This window comes from Streptomyces sp. NPDC086519, assembly GCF_040686075.1.
Classification (GTDB): domain Bacteria; phylum Actinomycetota; class Actinomycetes; order Streptomycetales; family Streptomycetaceae; genus Streptomyces; species Streptomyces shenzhenensis.
Genome location: NZ_JBFBJL010000028.1, coordinates 23,205 through 43,567, shown reverse-complemented (window position 1 = coordinate 43,567; position 20,363 = coordinate 23,205). Strand labels below are relative to the sequence as shown.

22 protein-coding genes and 1 pseudogene are annotated in these 20,363 nt (G+C 68.3%); 15 read left to right on the top strand and 8 right to left on the bottom strand.

Annotated features, from left to right (window positions below):
- Window positions 1-325: 325 nt before the first annotated feature.
- Genes pdhA through AB0P24_RS25760 form a run of 3 tightly spaced genes read left to right on the top strand, consistent with a single transcriptional unit; the run spans window position 326 to window position 3,967 of the window.
- The gene (gene pdhA / locus AB0P24_RS25770; RefSeq protein ID WP_365797826.1) at window positions 326-1,561 is read left to right on the top strand and encodes a pyruvate dehydrogenase (acetyl-transferring) E1 component subunit alpha; all 1,236 of its coding nucleotides are present in this window, start codon (window positions 326-328) and stop codon (window positions 1,559-1,561) included.
- 2 nt (window positions 1,562-1,563) lie between these two features.
- Window positions 1,564-2,544 carry an alpha-ketoacid dehydrogenase subunit beta gene (locus tag AB0P24_RS25765; protein ID WP_365797824.1) on the top strand — a complete coding sequence of 327 codons (981 nt, stop codon included), beginning with the start codon at window positions 1,564-1,566 and terminating at the stop codon, window positions 2,542-2,544.
- Window positions 2,545-2,554: 10 nt separating this feature from the next.
- Complete coding sequence (locus AB0P24_RS25760; protein ID WP_365797822.1) at window positions 2,555-3,967, top strand: dihydrolipoamide acetyltransferase family protein; 1,413 nt, start codon at window positions 2,555-2,557, stop codon at window positions 3,965-3,967.
- A gap of 192 nt (window positions 3,968-4,159) precedes the next feature.
- On the opposite strand, the gene AB0P24_RS25755 is transcribed toward AB0P24_RS25760, so the two are convergent.
- From AB0P24_RS25755 to AB0P24_RS25740, 4 genes are all read right to left on the bottom strand, one after another.
- Complete coding sequence (locus AB0P24_RS25755) at window positions 4,160-5,116, bottom strand: Bro-N domain-containing protein (RefSeq protein WP_365797820.1); 957 nt, start codon at window positions 5,114-5,116, stop codon at window positions 4,160-4,162.
- A gap of 294 nt (window positions 5,117-5,410) precedes the next feature.
- A complete protein-coding gene (locus AB0P24_RS25750) occupies window positions 5,411-5,665 on the bottom strand; it encodes a type II toxin-antitoxin system RelE/ParE family toxin (protein WP_365797818.1) in 255 nt (84 codons plus the stop codon).
- Complete coding sequence (locus AB0P24_RS25745; protein ID WP_365797816.1) at window positions 5,662-6,009, bottom strand: hypothetical protein; 348 nt, start codon at window positions 6,007-6,009, stop codon at window positions 5,662-5,664. The genes AB0P24_RS25750 and AB0P24_RS25745 overlap by 4 nt, the downstream gene beginning before the upstream one ends.
- 64 nt (window positions 6,010-6,073) lie before the next feature.
- Window positions 6,074-6,514, bottom strand: a complete 441-nt coding sequence (locus AB0P24_RS25740) for an ATP-binding protein (RefSeq protein ID WP_365797814.1) — start codon at window positions 6,512-6,514, stop codon at window positions 6,074-6,076.
- Between the two features lie 89 nt (window positions 6,515-6,603).
- On the opposite strand from AB0P24_RS25740, the gene AB0P24_RS25735 reads away from it, so the two are divergent.
- Genes AB0P24_RS25735 through AB0P24_RS25725 form a run of 3 tightly spaced genes read left to right on the top strand, consistent with a single transcriptional unit; the run spans window position 6,604 to window position 8,477 of the window.
- Window positions 6,604-7,485, top strand: a complete 882-nt coding sequence (locus AB0P24_RS25735; protein WP_365797812.1) for a helix-turn-helix transcriptional regulator — start codon at window positions 6,604-6,606, stop codon at window positions 7,483-7,485.
- A 3-nt stretch (window positions 7,486-7,488) separates the two neighbouring features.
- Window positions 7,489-7,674, top strand: coding sequence for a DUF397 domain-containing protein (locus AB0P24_RS25730; protein ID WP_365797810.1), 186 nt, complete (start codon window positions 7,489-7,491; stop codon window positions 7,672-7,674).
- A complete protein-coding gene (locus AB0P24_RS25725) occupies window positions 7,671-8,477 on the top strand; it encodes a dienelactone hydrolase family protein (protein ID WP_365797808.1) in 807 nt (268 codons plus the stop codon). Before AB0P24_RS25730 ends, AB0P24_RS25725 begins: the two co-directional genes overlap by 4 nt.
- 67 nt (window positions 8,478-8,544) lie before the next feature.
- Here the strand turns inward: AB0P24_RS25725 and AB0P24_RS25720 are convergent, their stop codons facing one another.
- Complete coding sequence (locus AB0P24_RS25720; RefSeq protein ID WP_365797807.1) at window positions 8,545-9,444, bottom strand: D-alanyl-D-alanine carboxypeptidase; 900 nt, start codon at window positions 9,442-9,444, stop codon at window positions 8,545-8,547.
- 196 nt (window positions 9,445-9,640) lie between these two features.
- On the opposite strand from AB0P24_RS25720, the gene AB0P24_RS25715 reads away from it, so the two are divergent.
- Together AB0P24_RS25715 and AB0P24_RS25710 are read left to right on the top strand one after the other, a co-directional pair.
- On the top strand, window positions 9,641-10,291 hold the full coding sequence (locus tag AB0P24_RS25715; protein ID WP_365797805.1) for a GntR family transcriptional regulator: 651 nt from the start codon (window positions 9,641-9,643) through the stop codon (window positions 10,289-10,291).
- Window positions 10,288-11,589 carry an MFS transporter gene (locus AB0P24_RS25710; protein ID WP_365797803.1) on the top strand — a complete coding sequence of 434 codons (1,302 nt, stop codon included), beginning with the start codon at window positions 10,288-10,290 and terminating at the stop codon, window positions 11,587-11,589. Before AB0P24_RS25715 ends, AB0P24_RS25710 begins: the two co-directional genes overlap by 4 nt.
- A gap of 255 nt (window positions 11,590-11,844) precedes the next feature.
- On the opposite strand, the pseudogene AB0P24_RS25705 reads toward AB0P24_RS25710, so the two are convergent.
- Window positions 11,845-12,182 (bottom strand): annotated as a pseudogene (locus AB0P24_RS25705) (methyltransferase domain-containing protein); the annotation flags it as partial.
- A gap of 79 nt (window positions 12,183-12,261) precedes the next feature.
- Complete coding sequence (locus AB0P24_RS25700) at window positions 12,262-13,086, bottom strand: maleylpyruvate isomerase family mycothiol-dependent enzyme (protein ID WP_365797801.1); 825 nt, start codon at window positions 13,084-13,086, stop codon at window positions 12,262-12,264.
- A 182-nt stretch (window positions 13,087-13,268) separates the two neighbouring features.
- Here AB0P24_RS25700 and AB0P24_RS25695 point away from each other — a divergent pair, with 182 nt between their 5' ends.
- Entirely contained in the window at window positions 13,269-14,087 is an 819-nt protein-coding gene (locus AB0P24_RS25695) for a carbon-nitrogen family hydrolase (protein WP_365797799.1), read from the top strand.
- 11 nt (window positions 14,088-14,098) lie between these two features.
- Here AB0P24_RS25695 and AB0P24_RS25690 read toward each other — a convergent pair whose 3' ends face one another.
- On the bottom strand, window positions 14,099-14,593 hold the full coding sequence (locus AB0P24_RS25690) for an LURP-one-related family protein (protein WP_365797797.1): 495 nt from the start codon (window positions 14,591-14,593) through the stop codon (window positions 14,099-14,101).
- A 195-nt stretch (window positions 14,594-14,788) separates the two neighbouring features.
- Here AB0P24_RS25690 and AB0P24_RS25685 point away from each other — a divergent pair, with 195 nt between their 5' ends.
- From AB0P24_RS25685 to AB0P24_RS25660, 6 genes are all read left to right on the top strand, one after another.
- The gene (locus AB0P24_RS25685; RefSeq protein ID WP_365797795.1) at window positions 14,789-15,634 is read left to right on the top strand and encodes a calcium-binding protein; all 846 of its coding nucleotides are present in this window, start codon (window positions 14,789-14,791) and stop codon (window positions 15,632-15,634) included.
- Window positions 15,635-15,714: 80 nt separating this feature from the next.
- Complete coding sequence (locus AB0P24_RS25680) at window positions 15,715-15,870, top strand: hypothetical protein (protein ID WP_365797793.1); 156 nt, start codon at window positions 15,715-15,717, stop codon at window positions 15,868-15,870.
- A gap of 16 nt (window positions 15,871-15,886) precedes the next feature.
- Window positions 15,887-17,422 carry a recombinase family protein gene (locus tag AB0P24_RS25675; protein ID WP_365797791.1) on the top strand — a complete coding sequence of 512 codons (1,536 nt, stop codon included), beginning with the start codon at window positions 15,887-15,889 and terminating at the stop codon, window positions 17,420-17,422.
- Window positions 17,423-18,191: 769 nt separating this feature from the next.
- On the top strand, window positions 18,192-18,491 hold the full coding sequence (locus AB0P24_RS25670) for an HNH endonuclease (protein WP_365797789.1): 300 nt from the start codon (window positions 18,192-18,194) through the stop codon (window positions 18,489-18,491).
- Between the two features lie 148 nt (window positions 18,492-18,639).
- Window positions 18,640-19,218: a recombinase family protein gene (locus AB0P24_RS25665; RefSeq protein WP_365797787.1), complete on the top strand. Its 579-nt coding sequence runs from the start codon at window positions 18,640-18,642 to the stop codon at window positions 19,216-19,218.
- Window positions 19,219-19,489: 271 nt separating this feature from the next.
- Window positions 19,490-20,350 carry a hypothetical protein gene (locus AB0P24_RS25660; RefSeq protein WP_365797785.1) on the top strand — a complete coding sequence of 287 codons (861 nt, stop codon included), beginning with the start codon at window positions 19,490-19,492 and terminating at the stop codon, window positions 20,348-20,350.
- The last annotated feature ends 13 nt before the right edge of the window (window positions 20,351-20,363 follow it).

Genomic DNA, 20,363 nt, shown 5'->3' with positions numbered 1-20,363 from the left:
CTTCCCGTGACCCCGGGCGGCGGGATAACGTGCCGTTGCTCCGGCCTCCTGCAAGGCTCTGACCAGCGACCTTCCGACCCGCGTCGACTTACTAGGAAACCCAAGCAAAAAATACTTGGATTTCCAAGCAAAAACGCAGGTCAGGAGGGGTTTCACAGAAATGTGGGGCACTGGGTAACGTGCTTGTTGCAGGGCGCTCGCCGGGGCACCTGTCACGCCTGTTCCCGGCCGAGTGGCACCCACCCCGTGCCACGGGTGTCGGAAGCAGGTGAGCCGCACTGGTTCACCCGGCAACCCCGGGGGCCGGACCGACGGAGGAGCACACGTGACCGTGGACAGCAGTGCCGCGAGCGAACCGCGACGCAGCGCCGCAGGCAAGGCCGGTACCACCGGCAGCAAGACCGGCACCAAGCGCACCACTCGCACCACCAGTCGAAGCACCACGCGTACCACCACCCGCAGCAGCACGCGCACGAGCGCCGAGCCCGAGCTCGTCCAGCTGCTGACGCCCGAGGGCAAGCGGGTCAAGAACGCCGAGTACGACGCGTACGTCGCCGGGATCACCCCCGAGGAACTGCGCGGCCTGTACCGCGACATGGTGCTCACCCGCCGCTTCGACGCCGAGGCCACCGCCCTCCAGCGCCAGGGCGAGCTGGGCCTGTGGGCGTCCCTGCTCGGCCAGGAGGCCGCCCAGATCGGCTCCGGCCGGGCCACCCGCGAGGACGACTACGTCTTCCCCACCTACCGCGAGCACGGCGTCGCCTGGTGCCGCGGGGTCGACCCGACCAACCTGCTGGGCATGTTCCGCGGCGTCAACCACGGCGGCTGGGACCCCAACAGCAACAACTTCCACCTCTACACGATCGTCATCGGCGCCCAGACGCTGCACGCCACCGGCTACGCGATGGGCATCGCCAAGGACGGCGCGGACAGCGCGGTGATCGCCTACTTCGGCGACGGCGCCTCCAGCCAGGGCGACGTCGCCGAATCGTTCACCTTCTCCGCGGTCTACAACGCCCCGGTCGTGTTCTTCTGCCAGAACAACCAGTGGGCGATCTCCGAGCCCACCGAGAAGCAGACCCGCGTCCCGCTCTACCAGCGCGCCCAGGGCTTCGGCTTCCCCGGCGTCCGGGTCGACGGCAACGACGTGCTGGCCTGCCTCGCGGTCACCAGGTGGGCACTGGAGCGCGCCCGCAGCGGCGAGGGCCCGACGCTGGTCGAGGCGTACACCTACCGGATGGGCGCCCACACCACCTCCGACGACCCCACCCGCTACCGGGGCGACGAGGAGCGGCTGGCCTGGGAGGCCAAGGACCCGATCCTGCGCCTTCGCCGGTACCTGGAGGCCTCGAACCACGCGGACGACGGATTCTTCACGGAACTCGAAGCCGAGTCCGAGGCGTTGGGCAGGCGAGTACGCGAAGCAGTGCGGGCCATGCCGGACCCGGACAAGTTCGCCATCTTCGAGAACGTGTACGCCGACGGGCACGCGCTCGTCGACGAGGAGCGAGCCCAGTTCGCCGCCTACCAGGCGTCGTTCGCGGACGTAGAGGGGGTCTGACCATGGCAGCGGAAAAGATGGCTCTGGCCAAGGCGATCAACGAGTCGCTGCGCCGCGCGCTGGATGCGGACCCCAAGGTCCTCGTCATGGGCGAGGACGTCGGCAAGCTCGGCGGCGTCTTCCGCGTCACCGACGGCCTGCAGAAGGACTTCGGCGACAGCCGCGTCATCGACACCCCCCTCGCCGAGTCCGGCATCGTCGGCACGGCGATCGGCCTCGCGCTGCGCGGCTACCGCCCGGTGGTGGAGATCCAGTTCGACGGCTTCGTCTTCCCGGCGTACGACCAGATCGTCACCCAGCTCGCCAAGATGCACGCCCGCTCGCTGGGCAAGGTCAAGATGCCGGTCGTCGTCCGCATCCCCTACGGCGGCGGCATCGGCGCGGTCGAGCACCACTCCGAGTCCCCGGAGTCGCTGTTCGCGCACGTGGCCGGCCTGAAGGTCGTCTCGCCCTCCAACTCCTCCGACGCGTACTGGATGATGCAGCAGGCCATCCAGAGCGACGACCCGGTGATCTACTTCGAGCCCAAGCGCCGCTACTGGGACAAGGGCGAGGTCAACACGGAGGCCATCCCCGGCCCGCTGCACAAGGCCCGCGTGGTCCGCGAGGGCACCGACCTGACCCTCGTCGCCTACGGCCCGATGGTGAAGCTCTGCCAGGAGGCCGCCGACGCGGCCGCCGAGGAGGGCAAGTCGCTGGAGGTCCTGGACCTGCGGTCCGTCTCCCCGATGGACTTCGACTCGATCCAGGCCTCGGTCGAGAAGACCCGCCGCCTGGTCGTGGTCCACGAGGCACCGGTCTTCTTCGGCGCGGGCGCGGAGATCGCCGCCCGCATCACCGAGCGCTGCTTCTACCACCTGGAGGCGCCGGTGCTCAGGGTCGGCGGCTACCACGCCCCCTACCCGCCGGCCCGCCTGGAGGATGAGTACCTTCCGGGCCTTGACCGGGTGCTCGACGCCGTCGACCGTGCCCTGGCGTACTGAGGAGAGGGTCGTGACGACGATGACGGAAGCGTCCGTACGCGAGTTCAGGATGCCGGACGTGGGCGAGGGGCTCACCGAGGCCGAGATCCTCAAGTGGTACGTCCAGCCCGGTGACACGGTGACCGACGGCCAGGTGGTGTGCGAGGTCGAGACGGCGAAGGCGGCCGTCGAACTCCCCATCCCCTACGACGGCGTGGTCCGCGAGCTGCGCTTCGCCGAGGGCACCACGGTGGACGTGGGCACGGCGATCATCGCGGTGGACGTGACGGGCGGGGCGCCGGCCGCCGAGCCCGCCGCGGCCCCGGCCGCGGCGCCAGAGCCGGAGAAGAAGCCGGAGGGCCGCCAGCCGGTCCTCGTCGGCTACGGCGTGGCGGCCTCCTCCACCAAGCGCCGCCCGCGCAAGGGCCCGGAGGTCACGGTCACGGAGGCGGCGGTCAAGGCGGCGGTCCAGCAGGAGCTGAACGGCCACGCCCCCGCGCCTGTTCCCGCCCCCGCCCCGGCCGCGGGGGACCGTCCCCGCCCGCTGGCGAAGCCGCCGGTGCGCAAGCTGGCGAAGGACCTGGGCGTCGACCTGGCCACGGTGACCCCGTCCGGCCCGGACGGCGTCATCACCCGCGAGGACGTGCACGCCGCGGTGGCGGTGCCGGAACCGGTGGCGGGGGCCGCACCGCCGGCGCCCGCCGCCCCCACGGCAGCCCCCGCCGTCGTGTCGTACGACACCGCCCGTGAGACCCGCATCCCCATCAAGGGTGTCCGCAAGGCGATGGCGGCGGCCATGGTCGGCTCCGCGTTCACCGCACCCCACGTCACCGAGTTCGTGACGGTGGACGTGACGCGCACGATGAAACTGGTGGAGGAGCTGAAGCAGGACAAGGACCTTCAGGGCCTCCGGGTCAACCCCCTCCTCCTCATCGCCAAGGCGTTGCTGGTCGCCATCAAGCGCAACCCGGACATCAACGCGTCCTGGGACGAGGCGAACCAGGAGATCGTGCTCAAGCACTACGTCAACCTGGGCATCGCCGCGGCCACCCCGCGCGGCCTGATCGTGCCGAACATCAAGGACGCCCACGCCAAGACGCTCCCGCAACTGGCGGAGGCGCTGGGCGAGCTGGTCGGCACGGCCAGGGACGGCAAGACATCACCCGCCGCGATGCAGGGCGGCACGGTGACCATCACCAACGTCGGCGTCTTCGGCGTGGACACGGGCACGCCGATCCTCAACCAGGGGGAGGCGGCGATCCTGGCCGTCGGCGCGATCAAACTCCAGCCGTGGGTCCACAAGGGCAAGGTCAAGCCGCGTCAGGTCATGACACTGGCCCTGTCCTTCGACCACCGGCTGGTGGACGGAGAGCTGGGCTCGAAGGTCCTGGCCGACGTGGCGGCGGTCCTGGAACGGCCGAAGCGGTTGATCACCTGGGCGTGAGGCCTGCCGAGAGAGGGCGAGAACGTGACTTCCGGTGACGCTCTCGCCCTTCTTTGACCTGCTTGAACGCCGAGACTGTAACTTCTCGTTACGGTCTCGCGGACACTCTCGGCCTGAGGGGCATAGGCTGAGACTGGGCGGTCGCAACTTCGGATTGCGACCGCCCGCTTCCCGTTCTTTCCTTCGCCACTCTCAGGGCTGGTTCAGCACGTAGACCGGCGCCCCGTCCTCCGTCCCACCCCGCGAGTGAATGCAGGCGTGCTTGCGCAGCAGACGGAGGCACTCGTTGACGCGGTGCACCGTCAGGCCGGTACGCGCGGCGATCGACTCGAGCGGCTCGCGCAGCTCACCCTTCTCGACGAGGACAGGGGCGATCACGACGGCCACCGTCCATACGTCCTCGGTCACGGACAACCGCCGCCGCCAGTCGGCGAGTACGGACTCGGTGGTCGGGAGGGCCGTGGGCTTGCCGTGGGGCGTACGACGTTCGAGGACGAGGGCGTCGAGCCGGTCCGCGATGCGTTCCATGGCCAGGACCATGGCTTGCTGCACGGCGATCGTGGCCTTCTGCGTGGCCAGCATCTCTCGCTGCAACTCGATTGATTCACGATGGCCGTTCGCCAACTGCTCGTCCAGCTGGAGGTTGTGTGCCTCAAGACGGACGATGGCCTCGGCCACTTGCTCGGGCATGGCGTACGCGATCGGCGCGCCTGGTTCGGCCGACTGTACCTCGGCCTCTTCGAGAGTGTAGGAGCCCTCTCGCTGCACTGTCTCGATGACCTCCGCGACCCACTGCTTGAAGGGAGCGCAGGCGGGCTTCGTGCAGGCGTTGACGAGAAGGATAAGACCTCGGAGAGAGATGACATTCAGGTCTCGGCGCCACTCTCTACCTGCGGGAATGCTGAGACCATAACCTCCAGTTAGGGTCTCGAGAATCTCTCGATGGTCCTCTGGGACATGGTCGGAGAGGGCCTTCTGCGGGTTGGTGTGTCCCAACCTGTTGCAGACATCCACCGCCGGGAACCAATGAGCGCCGTCCGGCATGGTCAACCGTCGTACTCGCGCTCCGGTCGCCGCGTACACGAAGTCGCTGATGTCGATGGCCTCGTGGCGGCCGGCGGGTTTCGCCTTCTTGTCGGGTTCGTTCATGTGAACCACCTCCGCCGCGGAATCTAGGGCGAAAAAAATCGAATATGCCAGTCAAATACCCCGATGTTCATGAATGCGAGGGAAGAACTCGCGTTCTGCTGCGGTGAGCCGGTCGGGTATGGCAAGGCCGCCGTAGCGTTCGAAGCGGTCGATCACCGGGGCGTGACCCCCGTCGAGAACTGGGCGAGGGGGCGAGAGAGCGACTTCCGGGCACTCTCTCGCCCCCTCGTTGACCTGCGGGGACGCGGAGACCGTGACTTCTGGTCACGGTCTCGCGGAATTTCGGAGCTGTGATCAGGCGGCGGTGCTGCCGACCATGAGGACCTTGACCGCGACAGTGGTTCCGTCGATCTCGTAGGTGGCTCGGTAGATGCCCACGCGTAGCCGCCGGAGGTCGGTCCCGCCCAGCTTGCTGCTGGCGGAGGGCTCAGGGTCGGTGGCAAGAGAATTGATCGCCTTCACGAGCGGCTTCACGGCGTCGCCGTCTCGTGCTCGGAGCCGCTTGAGGCCTTCGGAAGCCATCCGTTCCCAGATGATGGTGTAGTTCAAGAGGCTTCCGCTCCGGTGACAAGGGCTTCGATCTCGGCCTGGGTGGCGGCAGAGCCGTCCGCACATCGGGCGTACAGCGATACGGCCACGTCGGCGAAGTCGATCGCCTGCTCGCGTGTGTCCTCGTCCGGCGCCGAGTCGGCGAGGGCCTGGGTCCACCAGTGGTTGAGGAAGGCCTCGAAACGGCCGGAGTCGGACAGAGTGCCGAGTTCCGTGTAGAAGTCGGCTCGATGGTCGAGGCGCAGCGCCGTCCCGATGCCGTTGACCGTGCGCTGGACGACGTCCCCCGTGAACCCGGTGGCTTGCCTGGCCTCCGTCACCGCGTTGTGCCATTCGGCTGCCATCTGTGTCTCCTTTCGCCGCGGGGCCACGGTACCGGCAGGACACCTTCGGAGACGGCTGAGCAGGTTAGGCATCGGGGATCCTCACGATGTCGAGTTCCGCCCAGACGCTCTTCCCGACAGCGAGTTTCTCCACGGACCATCGGGACGCGACCATCCGGACGATGAGCAGGCCGCGGCCGAACTGGTCACCCGGGGCGGCGGAGATGCCGGCGTCCGGGAGCCGTTCGCCTCTCGGGTCGGTGACGGAGACGCGGAGCGCGGTGCCGGTGAGTGACGTCTCGACGCGGAACAGGCGGTCCCGCAGGCACCCGTGCAATAAGGCGTTCGTACACAACTCGCTCGCCAGCAGCGCCGCGTCATCGGCGACGCCGGGGTGTCCCCAGGCGACGGCGAGTTGAGCGACGTGTCTGCGGGCGCGGGGGATGTTCTGGGGAAACGGGGTGTAACTGACGCTGTCGTAGCGGTCGTACGGCTTCGAGGGACCGGGAGGGCAGGAGTCGGTCACGGGATCCTCCGGGAGCTGGGGGTTGGGGTGGCTTCGCCGTGCGGTGTTGCGGCAACTGCAAACTGAGCGCGACTCAGGAGGCACTGGACGTGACCGCAGACCAGTTCACGCGCGGCAATCGCGTATCCACCGTCCTCGCCCGGAAGCTGGGCGGTGAGCTTCTGCGGTTGCGCGACGACGCCGGTCTCACGCAACCGCAGGCTGCGGCCGCGCTCTCCGCCACCGCTGCCAAGGTCGCCAAGATGGAGCGTGGATGGGTTCCCGTGCGTGATCCGGATGTTCGGATCCTGTGCGATCTGTACGGCGTCAGCGATGAGAAGACCGTGGAGCGCCTGCTGAGCCTCGCCAAGACCGACCGTGAGCGCCGCAAGGCCAAGGGGTGGTGGCACCAGTACCCGGTTCTGCGTTCCCTCGTGGAATACGTTGCCCTGGAAGACATTGCGACTGGCGTCCGCACCTGGCAGGGGGCCTTTGTTCCGGGGCTGTTGCAGACACCGGACTACGCCAGAGCTCTGGCGGTCGGCAACGCGGACTGGGAGGACCCTGACGACATCGAGCGCTTCGTCGAGGCCAAGATCGCTCGTCAGGCACGGCTGATGGACGGCAACCCACTCAATCTCTGGGCGCTCGTCGGAGAAGGTGCGCTACGGCAACTGGTGGGAGGCCGCGAGGTCATGAGAGAACAGTTGGCGCACCTGGTGGAGTCGTCACGTCTCTCCAACGTCAGGCTCCAGGTGGTCCCCTTCGTCGCCGGTTCCCACCCTGGCATGACCAGCTCTTTCAACGTCGTTTCGTTCGCTGAACCCGGCGCGATGGACGTGGTTTACATGGACACGACCTCGTCTACGCTGTGGCTGGAGAGCGAGAGGGACGCCGTGCGTCACAACGTCACGTTCGAGCGGATCGCCAGGAATGGGCTCGCTCTTCATGATTCCGTCGCGCTTATCGAACGCATTCGTAAGGAGTTGTGAGCGGTGCCGTTCTTTCAGTTCGTCAAGTCCAGCTACAGCAGCGGCAACGGTGAGTGCGTCGAAGTCGCCCGCAACGTCCCCCGTGTCGTGGCTGTCCGGGACTCCAAGGACGCGGACGGGCCAATGATCCGGGTCTCTCCGTCGGCCTGGACATCGTTCGCGATATCCGCAGGACGCTCCCGGGTATGAGCGCTCGCCGCACACCGGCCGTGGACCCGGGATCGGCAATCGAGTGGGGCGACCGTCGCGCCGTTGATGGCGGCGCCGTAGAGCGGACGTTTCTTCTGGACAGACGGACCGGCGCCGTTCCTGGCGTGCTCTGGTTGCCGTCCGCGCCCGTTTCGTCGCTCCCTCCCCTGGTCCTGCTGGGGCACGGTGGCAGCGGGCACAAGCGAAGTGAGCGCATCGTCAGCCTGGCCCGTTGGTTCGCCGCACGGGGCATTGCCGCTCTGGCGATCGACGGGCCGTACCACGGTGACCGGGTTCCCGCTCTGTTGAGCGTCGCGGAGTATCAGTCCCGCGTGGTCGAAGAAGGGATCGACGTCGTTCTCGACCGGATGGCCGAGGACTGGCAGGCGTGTGTGGACGCTCTCGCCGGCATGGGTGTCACCGACGGGGACAACCTCGCCTACCTCGGGATGTCCATGGGAACCCGGTTCGGCCTCCCCCTCGCGGCTGCCCTGGGGGACCGGCTCCGCTGCGCGGTCCTGGGCATGTTCGGCCTCAGTCAGACCCCGGCCCTGCACAGCGGCCTGGCTGCCCCGGAACGCGTCGCGACGGACGCCGGACGGACAACCGCCCCCGTCCTGTTCCACGTTCAATGGGATGACGAGATCTTTCCCCGGGACGGGCAACTGGCCCTCTTCGACGCGTTCGGGGCGCAGGAGAAGGTGCTGGTCGGGTTTACCGGCCGCCATGGCGAGACCCAGGACGACGCCGTCGACCTGTGGCGTGACTTCGTGTGCCGCCACCTTCAGGCCGGGCGCGGCTGAACGGCGAAGGCCCGCCGCGCGAGGACGATCGCTGCGGCGGGCCTTCGTCGGGTCGGTGCGCGGTGGGTCAGATCGTCGAGAAGCCGTAGTTGAGGAGCTTCGTGGCGTCCGTCGCGCGCTGTGCGTACGTGGTGGAGGCGAGGACGGTGCCGATGACCGTCTTGCCGTTGCGGGTCGCGGCGAAGACGAGGCAGGCGCCCGCCTCGGGGCCGGAGCCGGTCTTCACGCCGATGGCGCCGCTGTAGCTGCTGAGCAGCGTGTTGGTGTTGGTCCAGGTACCCATGGTGCGGGTGGAGCCGGTCTTGGTGATCGTCTTCGCCGTGTACGCCTTGGTCTTGACGACCGTGCGGAACGTCGAGTTCTTCATCGCGCTGCTGGCGATTTTCGTCAGGTCGCGCGGCGTCGAGTAGTTGTTGCCGTTGCCGATGCCGTCGAAGGAGTCGAAGTGGGTGTTGGTCAGGCCCAGGTTCTTCGCGGCGGTGTTCATCTTGGAGATGAAGTTGGCGACGCGCTTGGCGCGGGTGGTGCCCGAGCCGTACGTGTCCGCGAGCGCGTAGGCGGCGTCGCAGCCGGAGGGCAGCATCAGCCCGTAGAGCAGCTGACGGACGGTGACCTTGTCGCCGACGATCAGGTGCGCCTGGGAGGCGTTGTTGGCGACGACGTAGTCGCTGTACGCCTTCTGGATCGTGACCTTCTTGTCGAGGTTCAGGTTCGACTGTGCGAGCACGACCTTGGCGGTCATGATCTTCGTCGTGGAGCCTGTCGAACGCTTGGTGTCGGCTGCCTTCGTGTACAGCGTCTTCGCGTTCGCGTTGTTCATGACGTAGCCGCCCTTGGCCACGATCGAGGGCGCGGTGACGGCCTGCGCGGGAGCCGCGGTGAGGGCGCCGGTGGCGAGCATCGCGCCGGACGTGACGGCGACGGCGACGGCCTTGCGGAGAGTGGTGCCCTTAATGCCGGTAATCAACTGAAATACCCCGAGTCGAGTCGAGTCGTAATGCCCCTGGCGTGCGGCCGAGTTGGGGGTGCCAAAGCGAGTGGGGCCGCACGTGTGTGACACGTAAGTAGCACAGATGGTTGTGCGGCCGCTGAGGGTGATTTACCTCGCGTCCGAATCGTGGACCCGGTGCACCTTGCGTACGTGTTGTATCTAAGCTGTGGGCATGAGCCTGGCCGTCAAGCAGCCCCCCGCCGCCGACCGTGTCTACTCCCATGTCAAGCAAGGCGTCCTGGACCGCCGTTACGAAGGCGGCACGCTCCTCACCGAGGGCGAGCTGGCCGAGGCCGTGGGAGTCTCCCGCACCCCGGTACGGGAAGCGCTGCTTCGTCTCGAGGCCGAGGGCCTGATCAAGCTCTACCCGAAGAAGGGCGCCATGGTGCTGCCCGTCTCCGCGCAGGAGATCGCGGACGTGGTGGAGACCCGGATGCTGGTCGAGGAACACGCGATGCGCAAGGCCGTGCCGGCGTCCGCGCGGCTGGTGGCCCGGCTTGAGGAACTGCTCGACCGGCAGAAGGCCGAGGCCGCCGCCGGCGACCTGGCCGCGGCGGCCGTCACGGACCGCTGCTTCCACGCCTCGATCGTCCGCGACGGCGGCAACGAGATCCTCTCCCGCCTCTACGACCAGCTCCGCGACCGCCAGTTGCGGATGGGCGTCGCGATCATGCACGCGCACCCCGACCGCATCGCCAAGTCGCTGACCGAGCACGAGGAGATCCTGGACGCGCTGCGTGCCGGGGATGCCGAGCGCGCGGTCGCGCTGGTGCACCGGCACGTCGACTGGTTCTCGCACCTGGCGCGGGGTGAGGTCCGATGAGCCACGCCGGCCCGTCGTTGCCCGGGGATCCTCCGGGGGGCCGCCGGGCCGTCGTGGTCTGGGGCACAGGCGTCTCGGTCTACTTCGTCGCCGTCATCTTCCGTACCTCCCTCGGGGTCGCCGGCCTCGACGCCGCCGCCCGCTTCCACGTGGGCGCCTCGGCCCTGTCCACGTTCTCGATCCTCCAGTTGCTGGTCTACGCCGGCATGCAGATACCCGTCGGCCTGCTCGTCGACCGCCTCGGCACGAAGAGGATGCTGACCATCGGCGCGGTGCTGTTCACCGCGGGCCAGCTGGGCTTCGCCTTCTCCCCGTCGTACGGCACCGCGCTCGCCTCGCGCGCGCTGCTGGGCTGTGGTGACGCGATGACGTTCATCAGCGTGCTGCGGCTCGGCACCCGCTGGTTCCCGGCCCGGCGCGGCCCGCTCGTCGCCCAGCTCGCCGGTCTGGCCGGCATGGCGGGCAACCTCGTCTCCACGCTGGTCCTGGCCCGGCTGCTGCACGGCGTCGGCTGGACGCCGGCGTTCGCGGGCAGCGCCCTGGCCGGTGCGGTCGTCCTGGTCCTGGTGTTCCTGTTCCTGAAGGACCACCCCGAGGGACACGAGCCGGAGCCCTTCCCGCACCACGGGGCCGCGTACGTGCGCAAGCAGATCGCCGCGTCCTGGCGGGAGCCGGGGACCCGGCTCGGTCTGTGGGTGCACTTCACCACCCAGTTCCCGGCGATGGTGTTCCTGCTGCTGTGGGGGCTGCCGTTCCTGGTCCAGGCGCAGGGGCTGTCCCGTGCCACGGCCGGTGAGCTGCTCACCCTGGTCGTCGTCTCCAACATGGTGATCGGCCTCGTCTACGGCCAGATCGTCGCCCGGCACCACGCGGCGCGGCTGCCGCTGGCGCTGGGCACGGTCGCGGTGACGACCGTGGTGTGGGCGGCGACGCTGGTGTACCCGGCCGACCACGCGCCGATGTGGCTGCTGGTGGTGTTGTGCGCGGTGCTGGGGGCGTGCGGACCCGCGTCGATGATCGGCTTCGACTTCGCGCGTCCCGCCAACCCGCCCGAGCGGCAGGGGACCGCGTCCGGGATCACCAACATGGGTGGGTTCGTGGCCTCGATGACGACGTTGTTCCTGGTGGGTGTGTTGCTGGATGCCACCGGCGACAACTACACGGTGGCCTTCTCGTGCGTGTTCGTGTTGCAGGCGCTCGGGGTGAGCCAGATTCTGCGGTTGCGCGGGCGGGCGGTTCGGCGGGAGCGGGAACGGCTGGTGGCGAGCCGGGTGGAGACGGTGCACGTGCCCGCGTGACTCTTTCGCCCACCCGCGCACCGCCTGTCTCCAGTCGGCAGAGAGGCCGGACGACCTGTGGGGGTGCCCGCCGTCGGCGGCTTTCCGCGCGTGTGATCAGTGACGATCAGTGGGATCGGGCAGTCGGCACGAGGGTCAGGTGCGGCGGCTCCAGCACGCCCCAGCACGCCCCGGTACGTCAGCCAGGCCGCGCGGTGGGCGTCGAGGCGTTCGTGGGTCTCCGTCGCCAGGGGTGGCCGGGATTGGCCGCCAGCCGCACAGCACCACGCCGGCCGGGCCCCGGCCGGTGCCCACCGCCGGCTCCTCGGCGAACTCCACCCGGTCGGCAAGCCCCCGAGCCCGCGCGGCCCGCCGCCCCGCTCCAGGTCCGCCGCGTTCACGTCCACCCCGACGCCCCGCGCCTGCGGTAGGGCCGTCAGCAGCCGGAGCAGCAACTCGCCCCAGCCGCAGCCACCGTCCAGCACGCTGCCGGGCCGCGGGCCCGCGAGGCGCCGTACCGTCGCGGCCGCGCGGGCCTCGGAGCGCGGGCCGTGGAAGGCGAGCCGGGTGAGGCGGGGCGGGAGGCCGTCCCGCGATGCGGTGGCTGTGGTCATGCGGGGAAAGACAGGTCGCGACGGCCGCCGCGGGGCACTGGACTACCGGCGCACCCGGCTCCCGTTTCTTTCCCGATTCTTACGGCGTGACCGTGAAGTTGCGCAGGACCGCCGCCGTCAGCTCCGGGTCGCCCTCCGCCTTCACCCGGTCCGCGACCGCCTCCGGGGTGGTGCGGCCGCAGGCCAGGCGGACGTAGGTCTCCCAGTCCAGGACGAAGGTGGCGGCGGGGCCGAGGGCGGGGACCGTTTCGAGGGTGCCGCGGCCCTGGATGTCGATGCGGATGGTGCGCAGGAACTCGACGGGGCCGTGCACGTCGAAGACGACCGCCGAACTGCGCGGTGCGTTCGACTTCTCGGCGACGACGGCGGGCAGCTCGCCGAGCAGCACGTCACGGGCGATGTGGGCGCCGGGGGAGTCGAGGTTGCCGGGGCGCCCGAGGGCGGCCCGCAGATCCTGCTCGTGCACCCACACGTTGAACGCGTGGCCGCGCATGGACTCTTCGAGGGTGAGTTCGGTGCCGAGCGGACCGCGCACCTTGGCGCCCGGGTCCCGCGACTCGTTCCGCAGCTGGCGGTTGCGGCGGATGATCACGTACTCCAGCTCGGAGGTCATCTCCGGCGCCGTGTGGTGGCGGCGGACGTCGACCTGCATCTCCATGTAGCGCTGCTGGTCGTTGGTGACGTGGAAGAGGTCACGCGGCAGGGCGTGGATGGGGCGCGGGTCGCCGAGCATCTCGCAGTCCAGGCCGATGACGTGGGAGACCACGTCCCGCACCGACCAGCCCGGGCACGGTGTCCGCCGGTTCCACTCGCCCTCGACAAGCGGCGTCACCAGCTCGGTTATCGCTTCGATGGAGTGGGTCCAGGCGTCGGCGTAGGGCTGGAGGGTGGGATGCAGACTCACGGAACGGGACCCCTCGGCGGTCGGTACTCGGGCAGGTGGTGGCGGCGCTGCCAGTGGGCGGTGGCTGCTGTCGGCGGGTGTCTTGAGACGCTAAGTTACGCTGCTGTGAGGCACCCCGGCAGTGCTTTCGTGTGACGATCGTAGGCCCGTGTGAACGGCTCGAATGCCAGGACGGTGGTAGTGTGCGCGCCTCGCTCATCCAGATCGATGTAAACGAGGGCGAATCGGCCGAATCTCGTCGGCAGCGCGTGACCGCACTGGTGCGCGAGCAGGCGGATGCCGATCTCGTCGTGCTGCCCGAACTGTGGACGACGGGCGCGTTCGCCTACGAGCGGTTCGCCACGGAGGCCGAGCCGCTCGAAGGCCCGACGTACGAGGCGATGGCGAAGGCGGCGAGCGACGCGGGTGTCTGGCTGCACGCCGGCTCCATCCCCGAACGGGCTCCGGCCGACAGCGGCTCCGCCGCGGGGGACGGCCCCCTCTACAACACGGCTCTCGTCTTCTCCCCCTCCGGTGAGCTGGCCGCTGCCTACCGCAAGATCCACCGCTTCGGCTTCGACAAGGGCGAGGCGGTGCTGATGGGCGCGGGACAGGAACTGGTGACGGTCCGGCTGCCCGAGACCACGCTTGGCGTGGCCACCTGCTACGACCTCCGTTTCCCCGAACTCTTCCGCGGACTCGTCGACGCCGGCGCGGAGACGCTGTTGGTCTCGGCGGGCTGGCCCGAACGGCGACGGGCGCACTGGACGCTGCTGGCCCAGGCGCGGGCGGTCGAGAACCAGGCGTTCGTGCTCGCGTGTGGAACGGCCGGGACGCACGCCGGAGTTCCGCAGGCGGGTCACTCGATCGTGGTGGATCCGTGGGGCGAGGTGCTGGCCGAGGCGGGCGCCGGCGAGGAGATCCTGACCGTCGACCTGGACCCGGCCAGGGTCGCCGCGACCCGCGAACAGTTCCCGGCCCTCAAGGACCGCCTCCTGGGCCTTGCGCCCCCGCGCCGCTAGCCGTACGTCCGTCAGTCCCCCTCCCGCTCCTTGCCGGCGAGGTGGATCACGCACACCGCCACCGCGATCAGCAGCGCCGGGTCCGCGTCGTCCCGGACGACGTCGACGCCGTAGGTCTCCCGCACGTGCAGCCAGCGCCGGGAGACCACGGCCAGCAGCTCACCGTCGTACTCGACGGCGAACTCCCGGTCGAGGATCTTGCCGCTGACGTCGAGTTCGGTGCCGTCGGCCAGATGGACCCGGTAGTGGTTGCGCAGCAGGGACAGCCGCTTGCGCCTGATGGTCGCCAGGGGCTCGCCCTCGCGTTCGAGCACCATGGTGTCGCGCAGGGCGAACATCTTCTGGTGGATGTCGACGAGCACGCGCCCGTGCCGGTCCTTCAGCTCGAACGTGTCGCGCACCCGCATGGCCTTGCCGTCGACGAGGAACACCTTGTCGCCGTGCTCGTCCTCGATCCAGTAGTCCTCGCCGAAGCCGAGGAGCCGGTCGCGTACCAGGAATCTCATACCGCTACCGTTCCCCGCCGGGCGCCGGACATCACTGTTCGGCCGACCGAACCGTCAGGCGGACAGGTGTCTCGCAGGTGAACTTTCCGTACGGGTGCGCATGCCGCCCAACCACGGGCGGGGGTTCCGAGTCGAACGGTACGCAAGCCCTCACGAACGATCCGTGCGCTCCCGTTCCTCTCGGAGGTACCTCGTATGACACGTATATCCCGCGTACGCACGGCCGTTGCGGCCCTCGCCCTCGGCACGGCTCTGGCCGCGCCGGTCGCCCTGGCCGGCACCGCCGCCGCGGCCACGTCCACCGCCACCGCCTCGGTCAACCAGTACGACTGGCAGCTCACCTACAAGGCCGCCGCCGGTCAGGCCAACAAGGCCGCGGTCACCGCGTCCCTCACCGCGGACCGTACGGGCATCGCCTATGTGATCGACGACGTCGTCCCGATCACCGCGGGCCACGGCTGCACCTATCCCGACAGCGCGGACCACACCAAGGTCTCCTGCAAGGTCGCCTTCGTGGACAGCCAGGACCCGTACGCCGCGCTGATCGTGAGCCTCGGCGACCGCGACGACACGCTCGCCTACAAGAACGCCACCGACCAGGTCTATTTCTACGCGCAGATCTCGCTCGGCACGGGCAACGACAAGGCCACCGACTCCGGCCGCCTCGACGGTGCCTACGTCTCGGGCGACGCGGGCAACGACACCGTCACCGTCGGCGCGGAGGGCCTGGCCTGGGGCGGCGACGGCAACGACACGATCAACGCGAGCGGCGGAGACAACATCGTCCAGGGCGGCAAGGGCGACGACAAGCTGCACGGCGGCAACGGGGCCCAGTACCTGTCCGGCGACGCCGGCAACGACACGATCACCGGCGGTACCGGCAACGACACCCTGTACGGCGGCACGGGCAACGACGTGCTGTACGGCAACAGCGGGAACGACAAGCTGTACGGCAACAGCGGAAACGACAAGCTGTACGGCGGAGCCGGCAGGGACACCCTCTCCGGCGGCCCCGGCACGGACGTGGTCCACCAGGACTGAGAGCCGCTCGTCGCAGGCGCCTGCGGGCTTGTCCACAGGCGTCTGAACGGCTGTCGGAGACAGGTGGCACCCTTGGAGCCATGACCCACTCCGCACCCCGACGCGCACGTGTCCGTGCCCCCGAGCTGACCGGCAAGGGCGGCTGGCTGAACACCGGCGACAAGCAGTACACCCTCGCGGACCTGCGCGGGCGCATCGTCATCCTGGACTTCTGGAAGTTCACTGCGGTGCACTGAACTTCCGGAGGACGCCGTGCACCATCACACGCTTGCCGACCTGTACCTACGCCTGTCGCTGGACAGGGACGGCAAGACCGCCATCGAGCGCCAGGAAGCCGACTGCCGGGCGTGGGCGGAACGCAACGGGCTCACCGTGCGCAAGGTCCACATTGACCGTGGGCGCTCCGGCTACAAGTCGGTCACTCGCGAGGGTTTCGACGCCGCGCTGGCAGCCGTCACGGCTGGTGTCGTGGGCACGCTGCTGGTCTGGAAGCTCGACAGGCTCTCCCGTAAGGGCATCGGGGAAGTCGGTGCCGCTCTCGACAGCATTTCCGGCGTTGGCGGACGGCTCGTCTCGGTGGTGGACGGACTCGACACGTCGAACGACAGCGCCCGAGTCACGATCGCTCTGCTTGCTGAGCTTGCCCGCTCGGAGTCGCGCAACATCGGCACCCGCGTCAGCAACGCAAAGCGGTACCTGCGCTCCAAGGGGCAGTGGATCGGCGGTCAGCCGCCTTACGGGCTTGCGGTCGATCCCAGCACCAAGCAACTGATCCCCAACCCTGAGACGGCCGTGTGCGCCCGCCTGATAGCGGACGAGGCGCTGGCCGGTACCTCGCTGGTCAACATCGCCCGGCTGCTCAACAGCCACGAAATAGAGTCCCCGCGCGGTGGCCAGTGGAACGCGGCGAGCATCATGCAGCTTCTTCGCTCCCCGGCGTTCGCCGGGCTGATGCCTCAGACCGAGTACACCGAAGCAGCGGACGGCACCCGCAAGTACGGCAGTCGGGTCGTTCCGTATCGCGATCCTGAGACGCTGGACACGGTCTCGATCGGCGAGGGCATCATCACGGTCGGGGAACGAGAGCTGATCGCCAAGCAACTGGAATCGCGCACCTATCCGCATGCTGGCAAGAGGCGTCCCAAGCCGCAGGGTTCCGCGCTACTCACGGGTCTGATCTTCTGCGGTGTGCCCGGATGCGGACGCCGCATGCATCGCGTCGGCGGTTCGTACCAATGCATGGCGCGCCGAGCCGGCAACCAGTGCCCGGGTGCATCGGCTCTCGCTGAGCTAGTGGACGGGTACGTGACCGAGCGGTTTCTTACGCGACTGCCCGCGCTTGAGCCGGATGATCCGCTGCTTGCCGCCATCGAGGACAGGTGGGTCCACCGCGCGGATCCTGAGACGTTCGCCAAGCGGGACGCCATCACCGCTGAGATCAGTGACGAAGAGGCACGGCTCGTCGACTTGGAGGACGCCAGGTATGTCCGTGGTGAGTTCGACGGGCCGGAGGCCGTGGAGCGGTACAACCGACTTGCCGCTCGCCTGCGGGGGCGCATCGAGGGACTGCGCGCCAATTTGGAGAAGCTGCCGACACCGGCTGTGGACATCACGCCGATGCTGGACGGTGAGCTGTTGCGGGAGGCGTGGGAAGTCTCCGAGGTCCCTGACCGACGCGACCGGCTGACCTTGGCGATAGACCGTGTGGTGGTCAGCAAGGGCAGGCGGGGTGCCCGTTTCGTTGGCGAGGAACGCGTAACGATCGAGTGGGCGGACGTCAGCGAGTAGACGCCCCTCTGAGCGCCATTCACGGCCCGTTGTCGGAAACCTCGGCGGCGGACCGTTCGGCACTCCTGGGTGTGTGCCCTCCCTGAGGAGTGGTCGTCGGCTGTGTCTAGAGTCGGGCACGGTGTCGCACTTCGGTTCGGGTTTCGTCGGCGGTATGACGCAGTGGCGCTCGGGGGGTGGGGCCCGCAAACCCCTGCTTTGCTTCTTTGCCCCATGCCCGGAGCCCTGCCCCGCCCCTTGCGGCTACCGGCCTGTGGCGCCTTCGCCGGAACCCTTCATGATCAACAAGAATAGAAGGGTGATCTTGATTGTCGGCCCTTGATGAGTCGCGCGCCACGTGTTCGGAGTGTGGCGCTCCACGCCCCCGTAAGGGTCGCAGCACATGCGGCGCGAGTCTGTGTGTTGAATCAGCCCGGTTGCAGGTGGCCGCCCGTCGCGCGCGTGAGGTAGCCCGTGCTGCCGCTGCGTTCCACGGTGCCACCGCTGTAATGAACCGCACGGTCGGGCCTTCTGGGCGCTGTACTGTCTGCGCTGCGCTGAGGAGGTGGACGCGTCGTGCCAGGCTGAGCGTCGTAAGCGGGCGGAGCGCGAAAGGGAAGAGGCAGCCCGCAAGTCGTGCCAGGGGCCGAAGTGCTCGAAGCCCGTGGGTCTATCGAGTGGCCGTGATCGTACCTATTGCTCTGACACGTGCCGTCGCGCTGCTGAGTACATCCGTAAGCGTGCCCGCACCAAGCCTGAGCCGGTACCGTGCCGTCGCTGCGGCAAGCCCATGCTCCTCAAGTTCCTTGACGGGGTGTGCCGTTCATGCCAGAAGATGCAGCGCACCGTGGCGCGCCGGGTCACCATTCAGCGTCGCGTACGTGAGGCGCACGGGGATGCCGGGTGTTTCCACTGTTCTGCCCCGCTGCCTGAAGGGGGTGTGATTGATCACTTGATCCCCATATCGCGGGGCGGTCTCTCGACAGTCGCGAACATGCGCGTGGTCTGCCTGCTCTGCAATGCATCGAAGAAGGATCAACTGATGGACGAGTGGTCTCCATGGCTTCGGATGGTAGCCACAGCACTGTGAGTGAGCACTGTCCGGCCGTCTATCAAACGATGGTTATTGAGACGCTGTGGGCCGGTAGAGCAAACGGGACATCGGAGTGTTCAAAACCCGTCTCAAAACATGTTCGAAACCCGTGGTGTTGTGAGACGAGTTTTGAGACGATCAGGTCATGGCGACGAACACGGGCACGCTGATCGGCTACCAGCGAGTCAGCACCAACGCGCAGGATGCGCAGCTTCAGGCGGACGCTCTCGCTGAGGCAGGATGCGCCCGTATCTTCGAGGACAAGGCGTCCGGTAGGAACGCCGACCGTGCCGGGCTGCTCGCTGCTCTCGACTGCATGCGGGAGGGTGACACCCTCACCGTGTGGAAGTTGGACCGGTTGGGCCGTTCCACCAAGGACGTGCTCACGATCGCCGAGGACCTGCACGCCCGGGGGATTGCCCTGCGGATTCTGACCGGCACGCTGGCCGGAAGCTACTCCCCGAAGGGTGAGGGCAAGTTCTTCTTCACGATGATGGTTGCCTTTGCTGAGCTTGAGCGAGACATGATCGTTGAGCGGACCCGCGCCGGGCTGGACGCTGCTAAGGCTCAAGGTCGAACCGGCGGGCGGCCCACTGTCATGGATGCTGACAAGCTCGCTGCGGCCAAGGCGCGTAAGGCCAAGGGAGAGAGCGTCACGGCCATTGCCAAGGCGCTCAATGTGTCCCGCGCGACGCTGTACCGGGCGGTTGCCGACACGGAGTGACTCGGCCCGACTTGAGAGATCGTCTGCCCATCGTGGTGAGCGGCCCTTCTCATGTCTGGACACAGGGGGGTGAGTCAATCTCTGCGCGAAGACGTCCCAGGGACCCGGCCCCCATGCCCCCGTACATCGCCGCAAAATTACGACCAGGGGGTCTGCCCGGGGCAGATCGGCTCGGCTACATTCGGCGGTTTCTGAGACGCGCAGAAAGCTGACACCTCGGGCTTTGCAGCTCCACTAACTGTCGACCAGCCTGGGCCAAGGTCTGATTTCGGTGGTCCGTCTGCCCGTCCACAGCGTAGTCTCCGGTGACCCGGGAGGTGACAGCGTGGCGTCGAACGGAAATCTACTGGTGCCGGCCCCGCTGGCGCACGTGGCTCCAACGGTCAGTGAGCTCTGTGCCGCTGGTTACGGAGTCTCAGCAGGCCCACGATTCTGCTTGATCTACCCGGACCGATCTATCGAGGGCAACAACTCCTTCGCCCTGGCCGGCCCGATCAGCGAGCGGCTGGGGATGCCCGTGCTCGCCACCTTCGTCTACGACTCGGACACGCTGGAGATGGAGGTGTCCCGCGACGGAAGGCTCGTCCACTCCTACCATTCCTGGCCGGACGTCAACGGGACGGAGGACAGCGACGGTGAGGAGTTCGACCCCTGGGCCAAGCCTGAGCCCATTGGAGCGGATCCGACGGCCTTCCTGGACTTCGCCGTCGGGCCGGTCGACCACTCCTTGTTGGCCTCCGCCCTTGCGAACGACCCCGTGGACCCGGCAGACAGAGATGTGGACGGACTCGCGAGCGGTTACGTCTGGGCCCAAGCACAGCACCACGACGTACTGAAGGCGCTCGGACACCCTGACCACGTGTTGAACCTCGCGCACCGGGACTACTTCCACATCAGCAGACCATGGCCTGTGCTTCCGGCCGGAATCGAGTGGAGCGACCTCACGCTCTTCGGGACAGCCGAAACTCCCCCGCTGATGACGCCCGACCTCCTGGCCGAGATTCGGGCGCTCCTTCCTGGCAATCCCCTGGGCTTCGACGGCATCGCCCGCCGACTGGGGATCACCACCGGCGCGATCTTCGGCCATGTCCCTGACCTCAAGGACGTGATCCAGGGCCACACCCGACCCTGACCTCCCACGCGGC